18 protein-coding genes and 1 riboswitch are annotated in these 17,390 nt (G+C 36.8%); of the genes, 8 read left to right on the forward strand and 10 right to left on the reverse strand.

From position 1 onward, the window contains the following. The first annotated feature begins 28 nt into the window (after positions 1–28). The 3 genes from MHH64_RS13015 to mtnN all read left to right on the forward strand — a co-directional run bounded on the left by MHH64_RS13015 (position 29) and on the right by mtnN (position 2,012). Entirely contained in the window at positions 29–271 is a 243-nt protein-coding gene (locus tag MHH64_RS13015; RefSeq protein ID WP_095307103.1) for a hypothetical protein, read from the forward strand. Between the two features lie 367 nt (positions 272–638). Beyond that, complete coding sequence (locus MHH64_RS13020; protein WP_095307102.1) at positions 639–1,298, forward strand: YrrS family protein; 660 nt, start codon at positions 639–641, stop codon at positions 1,296–1,298. 24 nt (positions 1,299–1,322) lie between these two features. Further along, the gene (mtnN, locus tag MHH64_RS13025) at positions 1,323–2,012 is read left to right on the forward strand and encodes a 5'-methylthioadenosine/S-adenosylhomocysteine nucleosidase (RefSeq protein ID WP_095307101.1); all 690 of its coding nucleotides are present in this window, start codon (positions 1,323–1,325) and stop codon (positions 2,010–2,012) included. Between the two features lie 85 nt (positions 2,013–2,097). On the opposite strand, the gene sigK is transcribed toward mtnN, so the two are convergent. Further along, the gene (sigK, locus tag MHH64_RS13030; protein WP_095307099.1) at positions 2,098–2,802 is read right to left on the reverse strand and encodes an RNA polymerase sporulation sigma factor SigK; all 705 of its coding nucleotides are present in this window, start codon (positions 2,800–2,802) and stop codon (positions 2,098–2,100) included. A 495-nt stretch (positions 2,803–3,297) separates the two neighbouring features. Beyond that, a riboswitch (SAM riboswitch) is annotated at positions 3,298–3,404 on the forward strand. 120 nt (positions 3,405–3,524) lie between these two features. On the opposite strand from sigK, the gene MHH64_RS13035 reads away from it, so the two are divergent. The 3 genes from MHH64_RS13035 (at position 3,525) to MHH64_RS13045 (ending at position 7,227) form a co-directional block, all read left to right on the forward strand. Next, positions 3,525–4,190 carry a carboxymuconolactone decarboxylase family protein gene (locus tag MHH64_RS13035; RefSeq protein ID WP_095307098.1) on the forward strand — a complete coding sequence of 222 codons (666 nt, stop codon included), beginning with the start codon at positions 3,525–3,527 and terminating at the stop codon, positions 4,188–4,190. Between the two features lie 68 nt (positions 4,191–4,258). Then, a complete protein-coding gene (locus MHH64_RS13040) occupies positions 4,259–5,626 on the forward strand; it encodes an LLM class flavin-dependent oxidoreductase (RefSeq protein ID WP_340001881.1) in 1,368 nt (455 codons plus the stop codon). A 104-nt stretch (positions 5,627–5,730) separates the two neighbouring features. Continuing rightward, positions 5,731–7,227 (forward strand): sodium:pantothenate symporter, encoded by a 1,497-nt coding sequence (locus MHH64_RS13045; protein WP_118889113.1) that lies wholly within the window; start codon positions 5,731–5,733, stop codon positions 7,225–7,227. Positions 7,228–7,461: 234 nt separating this feature from the next. On the opposite strand, the gene MHH64_RS13050 is transcribed toward MHH64_RS13045, so the two are convergent. From MHH64_RS13050 to MHH64_RS13090, 9 genes are all read right to left on the reverse strand, one after another. Next, positions 7,462–8,940 carry a UDP-N-acetylmuramoyl-L-alanyl-D-glutamate--2,6-diaminopimelate ligase gene (locus MHH64_RS13050; RefSeq protein ID WP_340001882.1) on the reverse strand — a complete coding sequence of 493 codons (1,479 nt, stop codon included), beginning with the start codon at positions 8,938–8,940 and terminating at the stop codon, positions 7,462–7,464. 191 nt (positions 8,941–9,131) lie between these two features. Then, on the reverse strand, positions 9,132–9,473 hold the full coding sequence (gene mnhG, locus MHH64_RS13055) for a monovalent cation/H(+) antiporter subunit G (RefSeq protein WP_316246654.1): 342 nt from the start codon (positions 9,471–9,473) through the stop codon (positions 9,132–9,134). Continuing rightward, the gene (locus MHH64_RS13060; RefSeq protein ID WP_095307093.1) at positions 9,466–9,741 is read right to left on the reverse strand and encodes a Na(+)/H(+) antiporter subunit F1; all 276 of its coding nucleotides are present in this window, start codon (positions 9,739–9,741) and stop codon (positions 9,466–9,468) included. Before MHH64_RS13060 ends, mnhG begins: the two co-directional genes overlap by 8 nt. Next, positions 9,741–10,217, reverse strand: coding sequence for a Na+/H+ antiporter subunit E (locus tag MHH64_RS13065; protein ID WP_095307092.1), 477 nt, complete (start codon positions 10,215–10,217; stop codon positions 9,741–9,743). Before MHH64_RS13065 ends, MHH64_RS13060 begins: the two co-directional genes overlap by 1 nt. Positions 10,218–10,222: 5 nt before the next feature. After that, positions 10,223–11,707 (reverse strand): Na+/H+ antiporter subunit D, encoded by a 1,485-nt coding sequence (locus MHH64_RS13070; protein ID WP_340001883.1) that lies wholly within the window; start codon positions 11,705–11,707, stop codon positions 10,223–10,225. Beyond that, on the reverse strand, positions 11,700–12,038 hold the full coding sequence (locus tag MHH64_RS13075) for a Na(+)/H(+) antiporter subunit C (RefSeq protein WP_095307089.1): 339 nt from the start codon (positions 12,036–12,038) through the stop codon (positions 11,700–11,702). The genes MHH64_RS13070 and MHH64_RS13075 overlap by 8 nt, the downstream gene beginning before the upstream one ends. Continuing rightward, on the reverse strand, positions 12,038–12,472 hold the full coding sequence (locus MHH64_RS13080; protein WP_095307088.1) for a Na(+)/H(+) antiporter subunit B: 435 nt from the start codon (positions 12,470–12,472) through the stop codon (positions 12,038–12,040). The genes MHH64_RS13075 and MHH64_RS13080 overlap by 1 nt, the downstream gene beginning before the upstream one ends. Further along, positions 12,469–14,886 (reverse strand): Na+/H+ antiporter subunit A, encoded by a 2,418-nt coding sequence (locus tag MHH64_RS13085; RefSeq protein ID WP_095307087.1) that lies wholly within the window; start codon positions 14,884–14,886, stop codon positions 12,469–12,471. The genes MHH64_RS13080 and MHH64_RS13085 overlap by 4 nt, the downstream gene beginning before the upstream one ends. A gap of 290 nt (positions 14,887–15,176) precedes the next feature. Further along, positions 15,177–15,317, reverse strand: coding sequence for a sporulation histidine kinase inhibitor Sda (locus MHH64_RS13090; RefSeq protein WP_095307086.1), 141 nt, complete (start codon positions 15,315–15,317; stop codon positions 15,177–15,179). 445 nt (positions 15,318–15,762) lie between these two features. On the opposite strand from MHH64_RS13090, the gene MHH64_RS13095 reads away from it, so the two are divergent. Next, positions 15,763–16,278, forward strand: a complete 516-nt coding sequence (locus MHH64_RS13095; protein WP_095307085.1) for a YqeG family HAD IIIA-type phosphatase — start codon at positions 15,763–15,765, stop codon at positions 16,276–16,278. A gap of 2 nt (positions 16,279–16,280) precedes the next feature. Next, the gene (gene yqeH, locus MHH64_RS13100) at positions 16,281–17,381 is read left to right on the forward strand and encodes a ribosome biogenesis GTPase YqeH (protein WP_095307084.1); all 1,101 of its coding nucleotides are present in this window, start codon (positions 16,281–16,283) and stop codon (positions 17,379–17,381) included. The last annotated feature ends 9 nt before the right edge of the window (positions 17,382–17,390 follow it).

Consider the following 17,390-nt stretch of genomic DNA (forward strand, 5'->3'; position numbering starts at 1 on the left):
TAATTAATTTAGAAGGAGGGATTCATGAATGGCTGATTTTTTTGCAACCATAATTGATTTTGTCAGAGGTATAATTGAGCCTATCTTTCGCTTTATTTTTGAGTCAATACTATGGGTAATTATATTCTTTAGAGATCTATTGCTTCAAACAGGGATTGTTGACAGTGTAATAACAGCTACTGTCATACCTATTGTAGTGCTGTTAGGTATTTTCCTAGTATTGGTAGGATGGATATGGGGACCAATACGAAGAACTTATGGATCTGATTAAATGAATAATATATAACATATGCTCTTTTTCGCAAAGAACCACTGTTTTTCACGCAGATAATGCTGGAGAGGTTGCTTTTTTGTATACCTATCATTATTGTAATTTTAGTAGGTATATTTATCGTTCTGATATACAAAAGAAGTGGTTATCTGAAGGGTTTTTATCGACATAAGAAACGTAAAAGCAAAAAGTGATTGATGTATATGAATCAGCATATTATATATGGTATGATACTATAATAGAGATAGATGATGTTCAATAAACTATCAGTATGTCATTGGGAGTTCGGTTGATTTTCCCGTAACAGATGTAATAAACTTATGTTATTCTTTATTTTGAACATGAACTTTAGGAAGGGGGAAATGAAATGAGTGAATCAGACAAACATTCACGTTTAAACAAATTTGAAAAACGCAGAAAAAACACAAAATTAATTTCCATTTTCCTTATCGCTGGTGCACTTCTCATCATCATATTGCTTGGTATGTGGTTATTTGGCGGTGGCGATGATGAAACTGAAGAGCAAACAGGAAATAATGAAAATGAATCCTCAGATTTTCTAATCACGGAAGAGGATGAGGAGGACGCTGAGGGTAATAATCCTGAACAGGAAGAAAGCGAAAATGATTTAGCTTCAGACGAGGAAGCTGAAAATGAAAATGAAGAAAATAATGCTGATGAGGAAATTGAAACAGAGTCCGCTGAACCTTCAGATGATAATGTTGCAGAAGCATATACTGGGGATTGGTCACCTGTTGGAACTGAACAAGAAGGTCCACATACAACAACATTTGATGAAGGCTCACAAGATCGAATCGAAATGCGAAGAGCAATTACACAAGCTACTGGTTTAACCGGAGATGATATGATTGAATGGTGGATTGAAAATGGTGGCGATCAAAAGGTAATTGCTACTGTATCTGACACAGCAGAAACGGAAGTATTTCGAGTATTTCTATCGTGGGTTGATAATGAAGGATGGCAGCCTACGAAGGTTGAAATTCTAATTGAAAATGATAAAAAATAGAAGTAGATTGATGGAGGATATAGTATGACAATCGGAATTATTGGTGCAATGGATGAAGAAGTTGCACTATTATTAGACCAGATGACAGAAAAACAAGAACAAACAGTAGCAAATTGCTTATTTGTTCAAGGGAAATTACAGGATAAATCTGTAGTTCTGTTAAAATCAGGGATTGGGAAAGTGAATGCGGCAATGGCTACTACCATCATGCATGAACGTTTTGCACCAACACATGTTATTAATACAGGATCTGCTGGCGGTTTTGCTAGCAATCTGGAAGTGGGAGATATCGTCATTTCTACTGAGGTTGTCCATCATGATGTTGATGTAACTGCCTTTAATTATAGCTATGGACAGGTGCCTGGACTACCTCCAATGTACAAGGCAGATAAAACGTTAGTTGAAAAAGCAGTAGCTGCAGTAAAAAATATGGATATAAATTGTGAACAGGGAATTATTGCAACTGGTGATTCGTTTATGGAAGATGCCGAGCGTGTTGCATTTGTTCATGAAAAATTTCCGACGATGCTTGCTTCAGAGATGGAAGCAGCAGCTGTTGCACAGGTTTGCCATCAGTATAACAAGCCATTTGTTATTATTCGTGCATTATCTGATATTGCCGGAAAAAAATCGTCCATCTCGTTTGATCAATTTCTTGAAACAGCGGCTAAAAATGCAGCCCAGCTCATTATCGCTGTAGTTAAGAGTTTATAAACGAGAATTAAATAAAAAGCAAAAGCCCAGAGACAATGATAAATTCATGTTTCTGGGCTTTTTTATCATTTGGAAGCCTTCCAAATTAATTATTGCGCTCTTTTCGATAGTACTCATGAAACACTTTCATGAGCGCTCTTTTTTCAATTCGTGAGACATAGCTTCGTGATATGTTTAGCTTTTTCGCGATTTCTCGCTGTGTCATTTCGTTATAGTCATTTAATCCATAGCGATAAACAATTACCTCTCGCTCTCGTTTATCGAGAACAGAAAAATACTTTTGCATTTTGGCGATCTCCATATTCAATTGGATGTATTCAATTACATTATCATTCTCTGCCTCAAGAATATCAATTAGACTGATTTCATTGCCTTCTTTGTCTTGACCAATTGGATCGTGCAAGGAAACGTCTTTTTTCACTTTTTTTAATGCGCGAAGGTGCATCAATATTTCGTTTTCAATACAACGAGCAGCATATGTTGCCAATTTTGTTCCCTTATCTGTTGAGAAGCTTTCGACCCCTTTTATAAGACCAATGGTTCCAATTGAAATTAAATCCTCCATATCCTCACCAGTATTCTCAAACTTTTTTACAATGTGAGCAACAAGTCTTAAATTATGTTCAATAAGTTTGTTTCTGGCTGTTTCACTTCCATTTTGCATTTCCTCGATGTATTTCGCTTCTTCATCAGAGGGTAATGGTTGCGGGAATGCATGGTTTTTTACATAAGAAACAAAAAAGAGGGCTTCCTTAATTAGAAGAGCAAGCACAGATAAAATCCCGGACAAACGCAATCACCTCCTAAGTGAACAGTCTGCTTCAAGATTGGGCTTTTGCCTATATAACATCTTTATGACTTAAAGAGAGGATTCGTGTCTGTCCACGAAAATTTGTTATGGAAACAGGCTTTTTAAGGTTTTAGTTGATTTGATAACGGACTTATTCATCAAATACTTTGTGAAAAGATAAAGGTTGGTTTGTAACTCGTACCTATATTACATACTAGCGATAAGATTAAAAAAACGTTCATCGCATCCAATAAATGGGTGCAGTAGGTGGTCAAGAGGATTGGATTATTGGAGTAGCACAGGAGCTAGCAAAGCAATAGATTTTGACGATATAACTTTGGAATGAGCACGTTACAATAAATAGTTTCATATAGGTCAAATGAACGTCATCTTACGCTAAATATCTAACTTTTGTATTAAATTCAAAAAACAGAGTTGACATGATTCGTTACCAGGTGTATGATGTGAACAATTCCTATTAATTGAATATGATTTTTCTTATCAAGAGTCAGGGGAGGAACTGGTCCTACGATCCTGCGGCAACCGTTACAATGATGTAACAAGGTGCTAATTCCAGCAAGCAAATGCTTGAAAGATGAGATGAGTGATTTAGAACCTCTTCCTCATCAGAAGAGGTTTTTTCATTTGATTAAAAACCAAGTAATATCATGGGAAAGATTATATTGCGATGAATAGGTAAATTTGAAAAGGGAGCGAAGAAAATGGGTGTAACAAAAACAGATAGCTTGTACAGAAAGGATTATTTTGGAAGGCTTCAGGAACTAAAGAAATATGCACCAGATGCGTTCGAGTCATTTTTTGCTTTTAATAATCGAGCATTGGCTGAAGGGGAATTATCCGTAAAGTTAAAGGAATTAATTGCAGTTGCTGTGGCACACATTACTGGATGTCCGTATTGTATTGATTTACATGTGAAAAATGTCAAAAAGCAGAAAGCAAGTAAGGAAGAGGTGGCAGAGGCGATTTTCGTTGCAACAGCATTAAAGGCGGGATCAGCTGCGGCACATGGAGTAAATGCACTAAATGCTTACGATGGAAATAGTGACGAGGAATTGTATAAAGCATCGTATTTCAACCGAATAAAGGAATTTTCTAAGTTGAACGATGAAACCTTTAAGGCATTTTTAAATTTTGATCACCATTCCATAAAAGCAGAAAACTTAAGTGAAAAAGAAAAAGAGTTAATTGCAGTTGCTTGTGCACATACAACAGGTTGTGCGTATTGTATTAATTTGCATACGAAAAATGCAAAAAATACAGGAGCAAACTTAGCAGAGATTTCTGAAGCAATTTTTGTTGCTGTAGCACTGAAAGCTGGATCGGCAATCGCACATAGTGTAAATGCCTTAAACGCTTTTGACGAGTAGTATTGTTTCTGATAATCGTGCGAGCAGTAAAGCCATATCTAAGCAAATTTATAGGAGGAGTGTTCCAGTTGGAAAAACAAATTCATCTGAACGGCTTTGTACAAAATTCACCATCGCCTCATTCCATGGGGTTATGGAAACATGAAAAAGATAAGGGGGCTTTTCATAATCGAATTCATTATTGGACAGAAACAGCGCAAGTGTTAGAGCGAGGAAAATTTGATGCCGTATTTATTGCCGATGTGCTAGGCACGTATTCTGTTTATGGTAGTAATCATGATGCTGCAATTAAGCATGCTGTGCAATTGCCGGCACATGATCCATTAATGCCAATTGCAGCTATGGCAGCGGTCACAAAGCACATCGGATTCGCTCCAACGATTTCAGCAACCTATGCCCAGCCATACGCACTTGCACGCCAGCTTTCAACACTGGACCATTTGACCGAAGGAAGAATTGCTTGGAATGTAGTCACATCGTATTTAGAGAGTGAGGCAATTAATCTGGGCCTGTCAGGTAGATTGCCTAAAAATTTACGCTATGACCGTGCTGATGAATTTCTTGAAGTCGTTTACAAGTTATGGGAACACAGCTGGGAAGACGAAGCGGTTGTTTATGACAAGGAGACGGATACCTTTGCAGATCCTAAAAAAGTACATACGATCGATCACACAGGTGAATTTTATCATGTACCTGGTCCACATTTGACGGAGTCATCACCACAACGGACTCCAGTACTTTTTCAAGCTGGTGCTTCTTCGAGAGGAAGAGATTTTGCAGCCAAACACGCTGAAGCAGTTTTCACAAAGGGACATTCACTGGAAGCAATGAAAAATTACGCTGCAGATATTCGAAAACGTGCAGTAGAGCAGGGAAGAAATGCAACGGATATTCGTATTTTTCCAATGGTTCTTCCCATTATTGGTTCTACAGAGGAAGAAGCATTTGCTAAATACGAGAAATTAAAAAGCCTTGTTAGTTATGAGGGGACAGCTGCATTGCTTTCTGGGCATACAGGTATCGATCTATCTAAATATAATCCGGATCAGTATTTAGATGATATGGAAACAGAAGCAGTACAGGGGAATTTAGACATGTATACAAAGGATCCCCAAAAAAGGTGGACACTTCGTGAGGCACTTCAAAATCATGGTCTAGGCAATGGCACGGCAAAATTTATTGGCACACCAGAACAAATAGCAAATAAATTACAGAAATGGGCTGTTGAGGCTAACGTAGATGGTTTTAATATTGCACAATCGTATTCATTAGAAACTTTTCGGGAATTTGTTGACCATGTTGTACCTGAATTACAAAGGCGAGGAATATATAGAACAGATTACGAAGGTAATACATTAAGAGAAAATCTTTTTGAAACCAAAAGTCCATATTTGCCCAACAATCATCCGGCAAGAAAATTGAAATTACATGTATAAGGTGTGATGGTATTTTTAAATTCTTATACTTACATTCAAAAACCAAGCACATAGTGTTTTTACTACGATTAATTAGCTGATAATTCAGAGAAAGGGGTCAGTGCATGCAAGCTACCACATTATATACATGGATAGGTTTTTCACTCTTTCTTGTGGTTATGCTTTTTCTTGGTTATATTGGCGCCAGAAAAACGAAAAATGTCCGTGATTTTGCAACTGGAGGAACAACGTTAGGACCAGTCATCTTAGGCCTATCTTTTGCTGCAACCTATTTGAGCGCTGCAACCTTTCTAGGATATCCAGGATGGTCTTATGACTGGGGTCTATCTAACTTATGGCTTTTCTTAGCAATGATAGGTGGCGGCCCAATAGGAATGCTAATGGTTGCAAAAAAGGTAAGAAAGTTGAATACCAAACAAAAATCACTATCATTACCAGACTGGCTTGGCGATTTTTATAATAGTGATATTTTGCGAGTGGGAACAGGGTTAATTTTACTTTTTAATATTTTTTACATAGCTGCGCAATTTGTAGCTGGTGCAAGGATATTTGAGTATCTGCTTGGTATGAATTATTCAACAGGTTTGATTCTTATTACGGCTATTGTGGTGTTATATGTGTTTGCAGGTGGCGCACTTGCGGATATCTATACAGATGCTGTACAGGTAATTATGATGGCTATTGCTGGATTAGCAGTATTTATTTCAGGGATTGTTATATTTTGGGATGGGGGAGTCACTGCAACTTTTGCAGGTATTGTTGATAATTTAGCTGCGCAGGATGGTAACCTTGTTAAGGTTTTTAATCCGGAATCACTACATTTTTATTCAATCGGACCGGTAATAGGTGCCATAACAATCCAGTGGGCTTTTGCCTCGGCACCCCATTTATTTAATAAGGTATTGGGTTTGAAAAGAGAAAGTGATTTAGGAAAAATGATTTTAGTTTATGTTATAACAGCTTCCCTATGTGTGTTAGTACTGTTTGGTGGATTGTATAGCAGAGTAGCTATTGGTAGTGGAACAGAAACAACTGACTTAGCCCTTATGGAGTATATCGCATGGGCATTCCCAGCAATTTTTGTTGCGATATTTGGTGTAGTTATACTTGCTGCAGCTATGTCAACGACTGATGGGTTATTTGTATCGATTTCAACCGTATTTGCTAATGATATTTTTCTTAAATTTCTAGTGAAACGCGGATATGTAAATGTGAGTGAAGAAAAGGCGCAACAAATCGCTCTTCTCATTAGCAGATGGAGTGTTCCACTAGTCGGATTAGCAGCATTTCTGCTTGTGCTTAACCCACCAAGGTATATGGGGGACGTCATGTGGATTGGGATTTCAGGTGTAGCAGCGGGGACCCTCGGTCCAATCTTGTATGCTGTTTATGCTAAAAGGAAAGTATCTCCACGCGCAGCAGAAGGATCGATGTTTATTGGATTATTATCATATCTTATCTTATATTTTGGCGGGATCATCCCCAGTACAATGTCTGCCGGTGCAGTAGCAACATTTATTGGAATCGCAGTCATATTGATTTTGTCAAAAATCTTTAAGGAACCCGACCAAGAATATGAAAGTATACAAGAAGCAAAGTGAATGGATTAGAGAATGGGGGAGAAGCGATTGTTTGTTAATGAAATGTTAACAGTTTGGCTATATGGTCTAATTGCTATATATGCTATTGTTGGTTTTTCTCTTTGGAAATGGTACTTTGGAAAAGATTAACCTTTTCTTTAAATAACAAATTGCCCTGGGATCTTTGATAGAGCCTAAGGCAATTTGTTGTATGTTTGCAGTTTGAATGTAAATTAGTCCTTACTGATTCTAGATCTACACACTTAGATTATACTTAATCGAACAATTTCGTATTGCGATTTCCTTGTCACTATGCGGGTGTTTCTTATCTTCTGTGATTTGATACTTCTCAAGCCCTTTACCAGCAATGATAATAATATCTCCAGGTTCACTCTTGTCGATAACAAGGCTTATGGCAGCCTTTCGATTCGGAATGCAGATATAATTATTGTGCTTCATTCCTTGTTCCATATCCGTTAAGATAGCATTAGAATCCTCATATCTTGAGTCATTAATTGTTAAAATTACAAAATCAGCTACAGATGCTTTCTCAGCCATAATGGGACGTTTCGATTCATCTCGATCTCCGCCGGTACCAACCACTAATAGAATACGATTCTGCTTAAATGGTTGGACAGAAGCGATTACTTTTTCTATCGCATCTGGGGTATGTGCGTAGTCAATGTAAATTGATATTGGTGCTTCAAGGTCGAGCTTTTGCATTCTGCCATTTATGTGGGCTATATTAGCGAGTGAGCGGACTAACGTTTTTACAGAAATCATTGTTTTACTATATACGGTTGCGATTGCAGCTACTACATTATATACATTAAATTCGCCAATTAATTTTGTAGTGACGGGAAAATTCCCTTCTGGAGATCCTAATGTAAAGCAGGTACGGTCCTCATAGTAGATAATATTGGTTGCTCGAAAGTCAGCTTCGTTATAAATGCCGTAAGAAATTACTTCAAATGGTGTCATGCCATTATATATCTCATACCACGGATCATCCCGATTTAGAATAACATTTTTTTCTTCTGTCAAATTATTTCCAAGCTGCGCAAAAAGGAGACCTTTTGTGTAGCCATACTGCTCCATCGTCTTGTGATAGTCAAGATGATCCTGTGAAAGGTTTGTAAAAGTTACTACATCAAAATTAACTCCACGTTGCCTTCCTTGTGCGAGACCATGAGAAGATATTTCCATAACTATGTGACCCATTCCGTGCTCGGCTACTCTATGAAGTATTTTTTGATTCGTTAGTACATCACATGTGGTGTTATCACTTTCTACGGATTCATTTAGAAGATCAATTCCATTTGTACCAAGCAATGCAGCTTGCTGATTATTCTTTTCAAGTAACTGCTTAATTAGTGTTGTGACTGTTGTTTTACCATTTGTTCCAGTCACACCGTACACAGTCATTTTGTTTGAAGGATAATGATAAAACTTATTTGCAAGAATTGCCAGTGCTTTTGCAGTATCTTTTACAATAACTAAAGCAAACTTTGTAAGGTCAATAGGAAGTTTTTCTTCTGCAATAATAATTGTTGCTCCATTATGAATGGCTTGTGAATAATAAGAATGACCATCTGATCGGAAGCCTCTAATACAAACAAATAATGATTCTTTTTTAACTTTTCTGGAATCCTGTTCAATGGAATGGACTTCTTCTGGTAGTGCACCATATATTGATTTTATTTTTAAGCTGCTTAGTAACTCGTAAGTATTCAACGTGGAAAACCTCTCTATTCAGTGTTAACAAAACGAATAAATTCATCTAACCATAGGTATTCCCGTTTCTATTATTTTTTAATCGAGAATTTACATATGAAGCAGGAGAGGAAATTAAAAAATGGATCATCAGCTTGTGATGATCCATTTTTTAAAATTTAATTCTTTATCAATACGAATAAGATTTATCTTTATTCTTTATCTTGTTCAAATTTCTTTCTTAAATCGTCCTGTATACTGTTTTTAGCGAGAGGTACCCCATTGTAATATGCAGAACGATTAACCATCAACGCTGATAAAGGTGCTGTGATAAACAGAAATAGAATGGCTAGCAAAACCTTTCCGTTGATTATACCTGTCGGAATGAAATAGATGAACGTAGCTAGCATCAATGTGACAACCCCAAGGGTTGAACTTTTACCAGCAGCGTGCATTCTACTATATACATCCGGAAGGCGAATGACACCAATTGCGCTTAAAATAGTGAAAAACGTACCGATTAAAATGAATATGCTCGTAATAATCTCAATCACGGTCAAAGACAGCACCTCTTTCCATGAATTTTGACATGGCCACCGTTCCAACAAAAGCCAGAATACTTAACACAAGGATAATGTCGGAGTATGCAATGGTTTCTTGAAGGATCATGATAATCCCGATAAAACCAACTAATGTTACTCCAATACAGTCCAATCCAAGTATTCGATCTTGAGTGGAGGGACCTTTAATTATTCTTATTAAGAACAGAACCAAAGAAATTGATAATACTAAAAGTGAAAAATAAAGAATAACTTGAAACATTATTTCGTCACCTCCATGATCGCTCGTTCAAATGAGTTACGAATTTGTTCGATCATATCTTCCTTATCCGGTACATCGATAGAGTGAATATAAATAGTCTTTCCGTCGCTTGAGAAATCCATTGATACAGTACCAGGTGTCAAGGAAATAAGTGCAGCAAGTAAGGTTATTTCAACATTCGTTTCTAATCTCGTTTCTACTGCTACAATTCCAGGCTGATTATTAAGTTTTGGGCTTAGAACAATTTTAATGACATCAAGATTAGCTTTAATGAGCTCGATAATGAAAAGCATGATCAACTTAATAATTGCCCACACTCGATTCATATAAAAATTAAAAACAAGAAAACGGCGCAGGATGAACAATATAATAATTCCTATTATGTATCCAAAAAGAAAACTAGTAGCCGTGTAACTATTCTGTAGAAACATCCATGTAACGGCAATTATTATATTGACTAAAATTTGGAAAGCCATAGCAACTACTCCTTCAGAACAGATTCAATATAAATTGATGGATCCATGATTTGTTCAGCTACTTGTAACGAATATTGGAAAATAGGCTCAGCAGCAATACCTAAAATGATTGTTAGTGCTACGAGAGGCGCAATTGGTAATAAAAGTTTACCGATAGGCAGCTTTGATTGTTCATTTGTATGTTTTTGTTTTCCCCAAAAAGCATAACTAAATATCTTCATCATAGAGAAAAGGGTTAGTAAACCGACTAGTAAAGCAACACCGGAAATAATATATTGTTCTTCCTGAAAACCAGCTAAAATAATCGGGAACTTACTGAAAAAACCACTGAAAGGCGGAATACCAGCAAGTGAAATAGCACTAATAAAAAACAACCAAGATAATACAGGGTGCGTTTTAAGCAGCCCACCCATTTTCTTCAAATCCGTTGTACCAGTAACTCGCTCAGCAGCTCCTGCAAATAAGAAGAGAGCGGTTTTCACAATCATATGATGTACAATATAATAAATTGCACCGGCAACTGCTAGAGGGGTGAAGATTCCAAGTCCCATTACCATATAGCCAACCTGGCTAATGATATGATAAGAAAGTATTCGTTTGAAATCGAATTGAGAAACTGCACCTAACACTCCAAACAACATTGTAAATCCAGCAATTGTAACTATAACAGCTTTATGTGTATAGCTCGGTTCGTGGTAGAAAACCAATGTGAATACACGAATAATAGCATAAATACCAACCTTTGTTAGCAAGCCTCCAAACAGGGCAGCGATAGCAGCAGGTGGACCGAAGTATGATTTTGGAAGCCAGAAATAAAGTGGGAATAAGGCTCCTTTAGATGCGAATACAATAAAGAACATAATCGCAATGACATTTACCACTCCAGTTTGTTCAAGTTCAGCAATTCGTTCCGAAATATGAGCCATGTTTAGTGTGCCTGTCACAGAATATAGCCATGCAACTGCAACGACAAATAGCGCTGAGGCAAAAACATTTATAATGACATATTTAAATGACTCACGAAGCTGATATTTTGTCCCACCGTTAACAATAAGAGCGTAAGAGGACAACAGCATTACTTCAAAAAATACAAACAAGTTAAATATATCACCTGTTAAAAAAGCACCATTTACCCCAACCAGCAAGAAAAAGTAGAAAGGATAAAAGTAAAACTTCTCACGCTGTGGTGTAATGGTTTTAAATGCAAAGAATAAACAAGCTGCACTTAATAGACTGGTAAGTAAGATCATTAATGTTGCAAACATATCAGCAACCAGTACAATACCAAATGGTGCAGACCAATTTCCTGCTTCTAAAACAATAATCCCATTCTGATAGACAACAATTGCTAAATAGATTGACAGCAACAGCATCCCAACAGCAGTGAACCCACTCACCACTCGCTGAAGGCGATGGTGTTTTGGGAATATAATTAATACAGCTCCGATAATAAATGGAATAATTATCGGAAGGATAATTAAATTATTCATCAGCAGATCCCCTTAATTCTTCTAAATCATCTGTCTTATGTTCTTTATACGTCCGATAAGCCATTACTAAAAGAAACGAAGTAACTCCAAAAGCAATAACAATCGCTGTTAAGACGAGAGCTTGTGGCAATGGGTCTGTATAGGCATCGGCATCTAAATTTAATAGTGGTGGTGCACCACGCTGAAGTTCTGACATCGTGATCAGTAGTAAGTGCACACCATGAGATAACAGTAAAGTTCCTAAAATAACGCGTATGATACTTCTCGACAAGAATAAATAGACACTTACGGTAAAGATGATACCTATTACAATTGACATTAGTACTTCCATTATTTATCATCCTCCGCAATTGCTAAAATAATTGTTAAGGCAGCTCCGACTACAACGAGATACACTCCTAAATCAAATGGGAGTGCAGTCGTTAATTCTACCTCGCCAAAGATCGGAAATTGGAAATAATCAAAGAAATGTTTTAAGAACGGAAATCCAAATAACATGGATGCGACTCCCGTAAAAACAGCGAACAGCAATCCAACGCCGATCATGGTCGTGAAATTGAAAGGCATTGCCTTCTTAATTGTTTTCATATCAAAAGCTAAATATAAAACTAAAATAGCGCTTGCTGTCATTAATCCACCGATAAAACCACCACCTGGATTATTATGACCAGCCAAGAATAAGTAGAATGAAAAAGCAAAGATGATTAATGTTATGAGCCGCATAGAGACTTGTAACATCATATCATTTGGTCTCATTTGTTTCACACATCTTCACTCCCTTTTAGTCGCAATTTGATCATTGATACCACTCCAATAGCTGCAATTCCTAATACAAGGATTTCAAGCATCGTATCAAGTCCACGGAAGTCGACGAGAATAACGTTGACAATATTGTATCCACCAGCTAAAACCTTGGAATTCTCAATAAAATATGCTGCAATGGAAGTGAAATCTGTTTCACTGCCTAGAGCGAATGCACTCAGTGAAACGAGAGTTATCATAACACCTACAGCAATTGAAACAATTAAATTAATGAGTTTAAACGACGGTTTAATCTTCTCTTTACGAAGTTCAGGTAAGTGGTAGAAAACAAGCATAAACAAGATAACAGAAACTGTTTCTACTAATAACTGTGTTAATGCTAAATCAGGAGCACGGAATATCGTAAACATTAGTGCAACTAAGAAACCAGCAACACCCGCCACAATAATAGCTGTAATTCGATTATTAATAAATGGTACAGCAACAACAGAAATTACTAATAGAATCGCAACGATCCACATATAAGGATCAATTGGTGACAAGTTATCCGTATTGATTGCAAATGCATCGTAACGGAACATCGTATAACCGATGAGCAGGACGATGAACGTACACATATAAAGAAAATAATCCCGTAACATTCCTGTCATTTGTGCTCTGGTAAGTACTTGTGAACCTTTAATCAATCCATTATAGCCACTGTCATATACATGGTTAAATATATCCTGTTCACTTCTATAGAAAGCAGATTTTGACCATTTCTTCATTGTTAGGAAGAATATTGTACCGATAGCAATGACACCAATGGTCATCCACAACTCTAATTTAAACCCGTGCCAGTGGTAAATGTTCACATAAAATTGCTCTCCTGGCTCTAGAATACCTGGAAGAATGGCAGCCATAGCCGGTTCAATCAATGTGTAAGCAAGAATATTTGGGAATAAACCAAAAATAACTACAAGTGAACCGAGAATAATTGGACTGATCAGCATCCCAATTGGAGCCTCATGCACGTGTTTGACTGCAAGCTTTTCAGGCTGGAATTTTCCGGTGAACGTTTTAAAGAAAAGAATAGCACAATATAAAAATGTAAAGATGCTAGCAATCCACGCCAAAACAGGTAAAACTATTCCCCATGTTTCCACACTGAAAATGCCGTATTCAGTTACGTTTACCATTGCAGTAAAGAAAAGCTCTTTACTGAGAAAGCCATTAAACGGCGGTAGTCCGGCCATTGCTGCTAACCCGATTAAAGAAACAGTAGCAGTAATCGGCATGAGTGTCATTAAACCACCAAGCTTACGAATATCACGTGTACCTGTTTCGTGATCAATGATGCCTGCTGTCATAAATAAACTGCCTTTAAATGTCGCATGGTTTATTAAATGGAAAACAGCAGCTAAGATTGCAGTTGTATAGAGTGCATTATCTCCATCATTAAAATAATAGGCAACAGAGCCGACTCCAAGCAGACTCATAATCATCCCTAGTTGACTTACCGTAGAGAAAGCCAAAATAGATTTTAAATCCTTTTGTCTTACCGCTGAAATTGAACCCCATATGAGTGTTGTTAATCCGACAAGTGAAATAATCCAGAACCATTCGGCAGCACCGCCAAAAATAGGTGTCATTCTGGCAACTAAATATATCCCAGCTTTAACCATCGTTGCCGAATGCAGATAAGCACTAACAGGGGTAGGGGCTTCCATTGCATCAGGTAGCCAAATATGAAATGGAAATTGTGCTGACTTGGTAAATGCGCCGAGTAGTATTAAAATCATTGCAGGTAAGAATAGTGAGCTAGTTGCAACAAGGTCAACATTTGCAATAATTTCCCGAACACTAAACGTTCCTGTCATGACATAAAGCAGTGAGAATCCACCTAGCATGGAAAGCCCGCCAAAAACGGTAATATACATAGATTTCTGTGCTCCATATGTAGATTTCTCACGATGGAACCAATAGCTAATAAGGAGAGCCGATGAAATACTTGTAATTTCCCAAAATACATAAAGGACGATCAAGTTATCTGATAAAACGACTCCTAGCATTGCGCCCATGAATAACAATAGGTAAACATAGAAGTTATTGAGTTTTTCTTTATGTTTAGATAAGTAATAGATAGAATATAAAACTACAAGTGTACCTATTCCTGATATTAGTAATGCAAATAATAAGCTAAGCCCGTCTATGTATAAATCAAAGCTGATTCCAAGTGAAGGAACCCAAGGCACAGAGCGTAGAACAACGTCCCCATTCGCTGTTACAGGTAAAAAGGATAGAAAGTAAATAAATAAAACGAGCGGTAATATTAATACAAACCAGCCCGTATGTATCCTGCGTACATATTTGTACATGAACGGGATGAGAATGGCTAATAAAAATGGGGAAATCGTAGCCCAATGTAAAGCTGTCAAATAAAATTCCTCCTTTATTTAGAAATTGAACAACCGTTCTAAGTAGAATGAAATAAGGTCCAGATTTTTATATTTACTTAACAAATGTCGGATGAATTTTGACCCTTTTTACAGTATAACCTAATTTTAAGTGAGTTGCATGTCTTACAATGCGTCAATTTTCAGCATCTTACAGTTCCTTTTAAATAGGAAGAGATTTTAACAGAGGGTTAATAGTTTGGAAAATAAAAAATGGCCAGAACCCTTACATGAATAGGGTTGTGGCCTTTTATTTCTTATATTATGCTTTGTTAACCTGAACGTTTAATTTTTTGTGTTAGACATCTTTTGTGAATTTCTTCTTCAAATAGCGATAAAAAGTCAGGGCTTAAATTTAATTCACATGCTGTATAATAGGATTCTAATAGTAAATCATCTGATAAATTTTCCATAATACAGCCCTCCTAAAATTTAGAATTTGCTTGCTGAATCTATTAATAATTTAACATGATTATACAGTAAGAACAAGGCGCAAGTTATCTACATCGACCTGTAGATAACTTGTGTATAAGGATTTGTGAATGCTTGATGTTGCTAATATGAGAACAACAAATATTGTTGATAAAGTTATCCACAATTAGAAAATTGTATGAATTTGTCGAACGATTCTTTCGGATTTTAGCGATAAACAACGAATGCAAAGCAGGAAAACTTCATATAAATAATAGTTACACTTAAATGCGCAAACTAAACTGCTTGCGCTTTGAATGTCTGTTCAAAAGGGGGAGATTTTTTGAACAACTGCTTTAAATCTCTAGTAAGTTATTATACGATTAGGGTATAATGTGGTATTGGATAAAAAATGAACTGATTTGCAGTTATATTGAGGTGTAATGGATGTTATCGAATTTTTTGCCTAACGAACATGTAAAAAGCGTGTTCGACATACAACCAGAAATTCTGAAGCGAAAAGGTATCAAAGGGATTATTACGGACTTAGATAATACACTTGTAGCTTGGGATGTAAAAAATGCTACTCCTGAAATTATTCAGTGGTTTAAACTGATGAAAGATCATGATATTAAAGTGACTATTATTTCAAATAATAATCAAGAACGGGTACAGGTTTTCTCGGAGCCACTTGAGACACCCTTTGTGTATAGTGCAAGAAAACCATTAGGTCGTGCATTTAAAACAGTAGCAAAAGAGATGGGTCTGAAAAGAGAGGAAATTGTAGTAGTCGGGGATCAAATCCTGACAGATGTGCTTGGAGGAAATTTCGCTGGATTCTATACGATTCTTGTTGTTCCTATCGTTCAAACAGATGGAAAAATTACAAGGATTAACCGAAAAATCGAGCGGAGAATTCTAAATTACATGCGCAGAAAAGGAAAGATTAGCTGGGAGGAATAGATTTGGAAATTATTTATTGTCAAGGATGCGGAGCTGAAATTCAGACAACTGATCCAGAAAAGATTGGTTATACACCAGCATCCTCATTAAATAAAGAAATGGTATTATGTAAGAGATGCTTTCGTTTAAAGCATTACAATGAAATACAGGATGTTGCAATCACGGATGATGATTTTCTAAAAATGGTCAGCACGATTAGAGATGCAAATGGTCTTGTTGTTCATATGATCGATATTTTCGATGTTAATGGAAGCTTAATTAAAAGCCTCCCAAGAATAACAGGCGATAATCCAATTATATTGGTAGGGAATAAAGTGGATCTGTTGCCCAAATCAACGAACCAGAACAAGCTTACTCAGTGGCTGCGTTCAGAAGCGAAAGAAATAGGAATAAAAGTGAAAGATGTTTTCTTAATCTCTTCTGCAAAAGGATCAGGAATTGAAGAGCTCTCGCAGCAAATCGATGCCTATCGTGAAAATAAGAATGTTTATATTGTTGGAACTACCAATGTTGGGAAGTCTACTTTTATTAATCGTTTAATTAAACAATCAAGCGGATATACTGACGTCATTACAACTTCCTATTTCCCGGGAACCACATTAGGTTTTATCGAAATACCGCTGGATGATAGCAGCGCATTGATTGATACACCAGGGATTGTCAACAAACAGCAATTAACTCACTATTTATCGGATGAAGATTTGAAAATCGTTACGCCAAAAAAAGAAATAAAAGCCAGAATATATCAGCTTAATCATGGACAAACACTCTATTTTGGAGGGTTGGCTCGAATTGATTTTATTAAAGGAGATCGGCAGTCTTTTGTTTGCTATTTCTCAAACGAGCTTCCGATTCACCGGACCAAACTAGAAAATGCAGATGAATTGTATAAAAACCATGTAGGAGAATTATTATCACCGCCGAATCAGACCACGTTAGAGCAGTTACCAAAACTTACCGAGAGTACGTTTAAATTGAACGGGGAGAAAACGGATATTGTTTTTCCAGGGCTTGGCTGGGTAAGTATTTCAGGTAGTGACACGACAGTAGCTGCGCATAGTCCGAAAGGCGTTTCCGTTACAATTCGCAAGTCATTGTTGTAATCAAGGGGA

The organism is Oceanobacillus sp. FSL K6-0127, assembly GCF_037983385.1.
GTDB classification, from domain to species: Bacteria; Bacillota; Bacilli; order Bacillales; family Amphibacillaceae; genus Oceanobacillus; species Oceanobacillus profundus.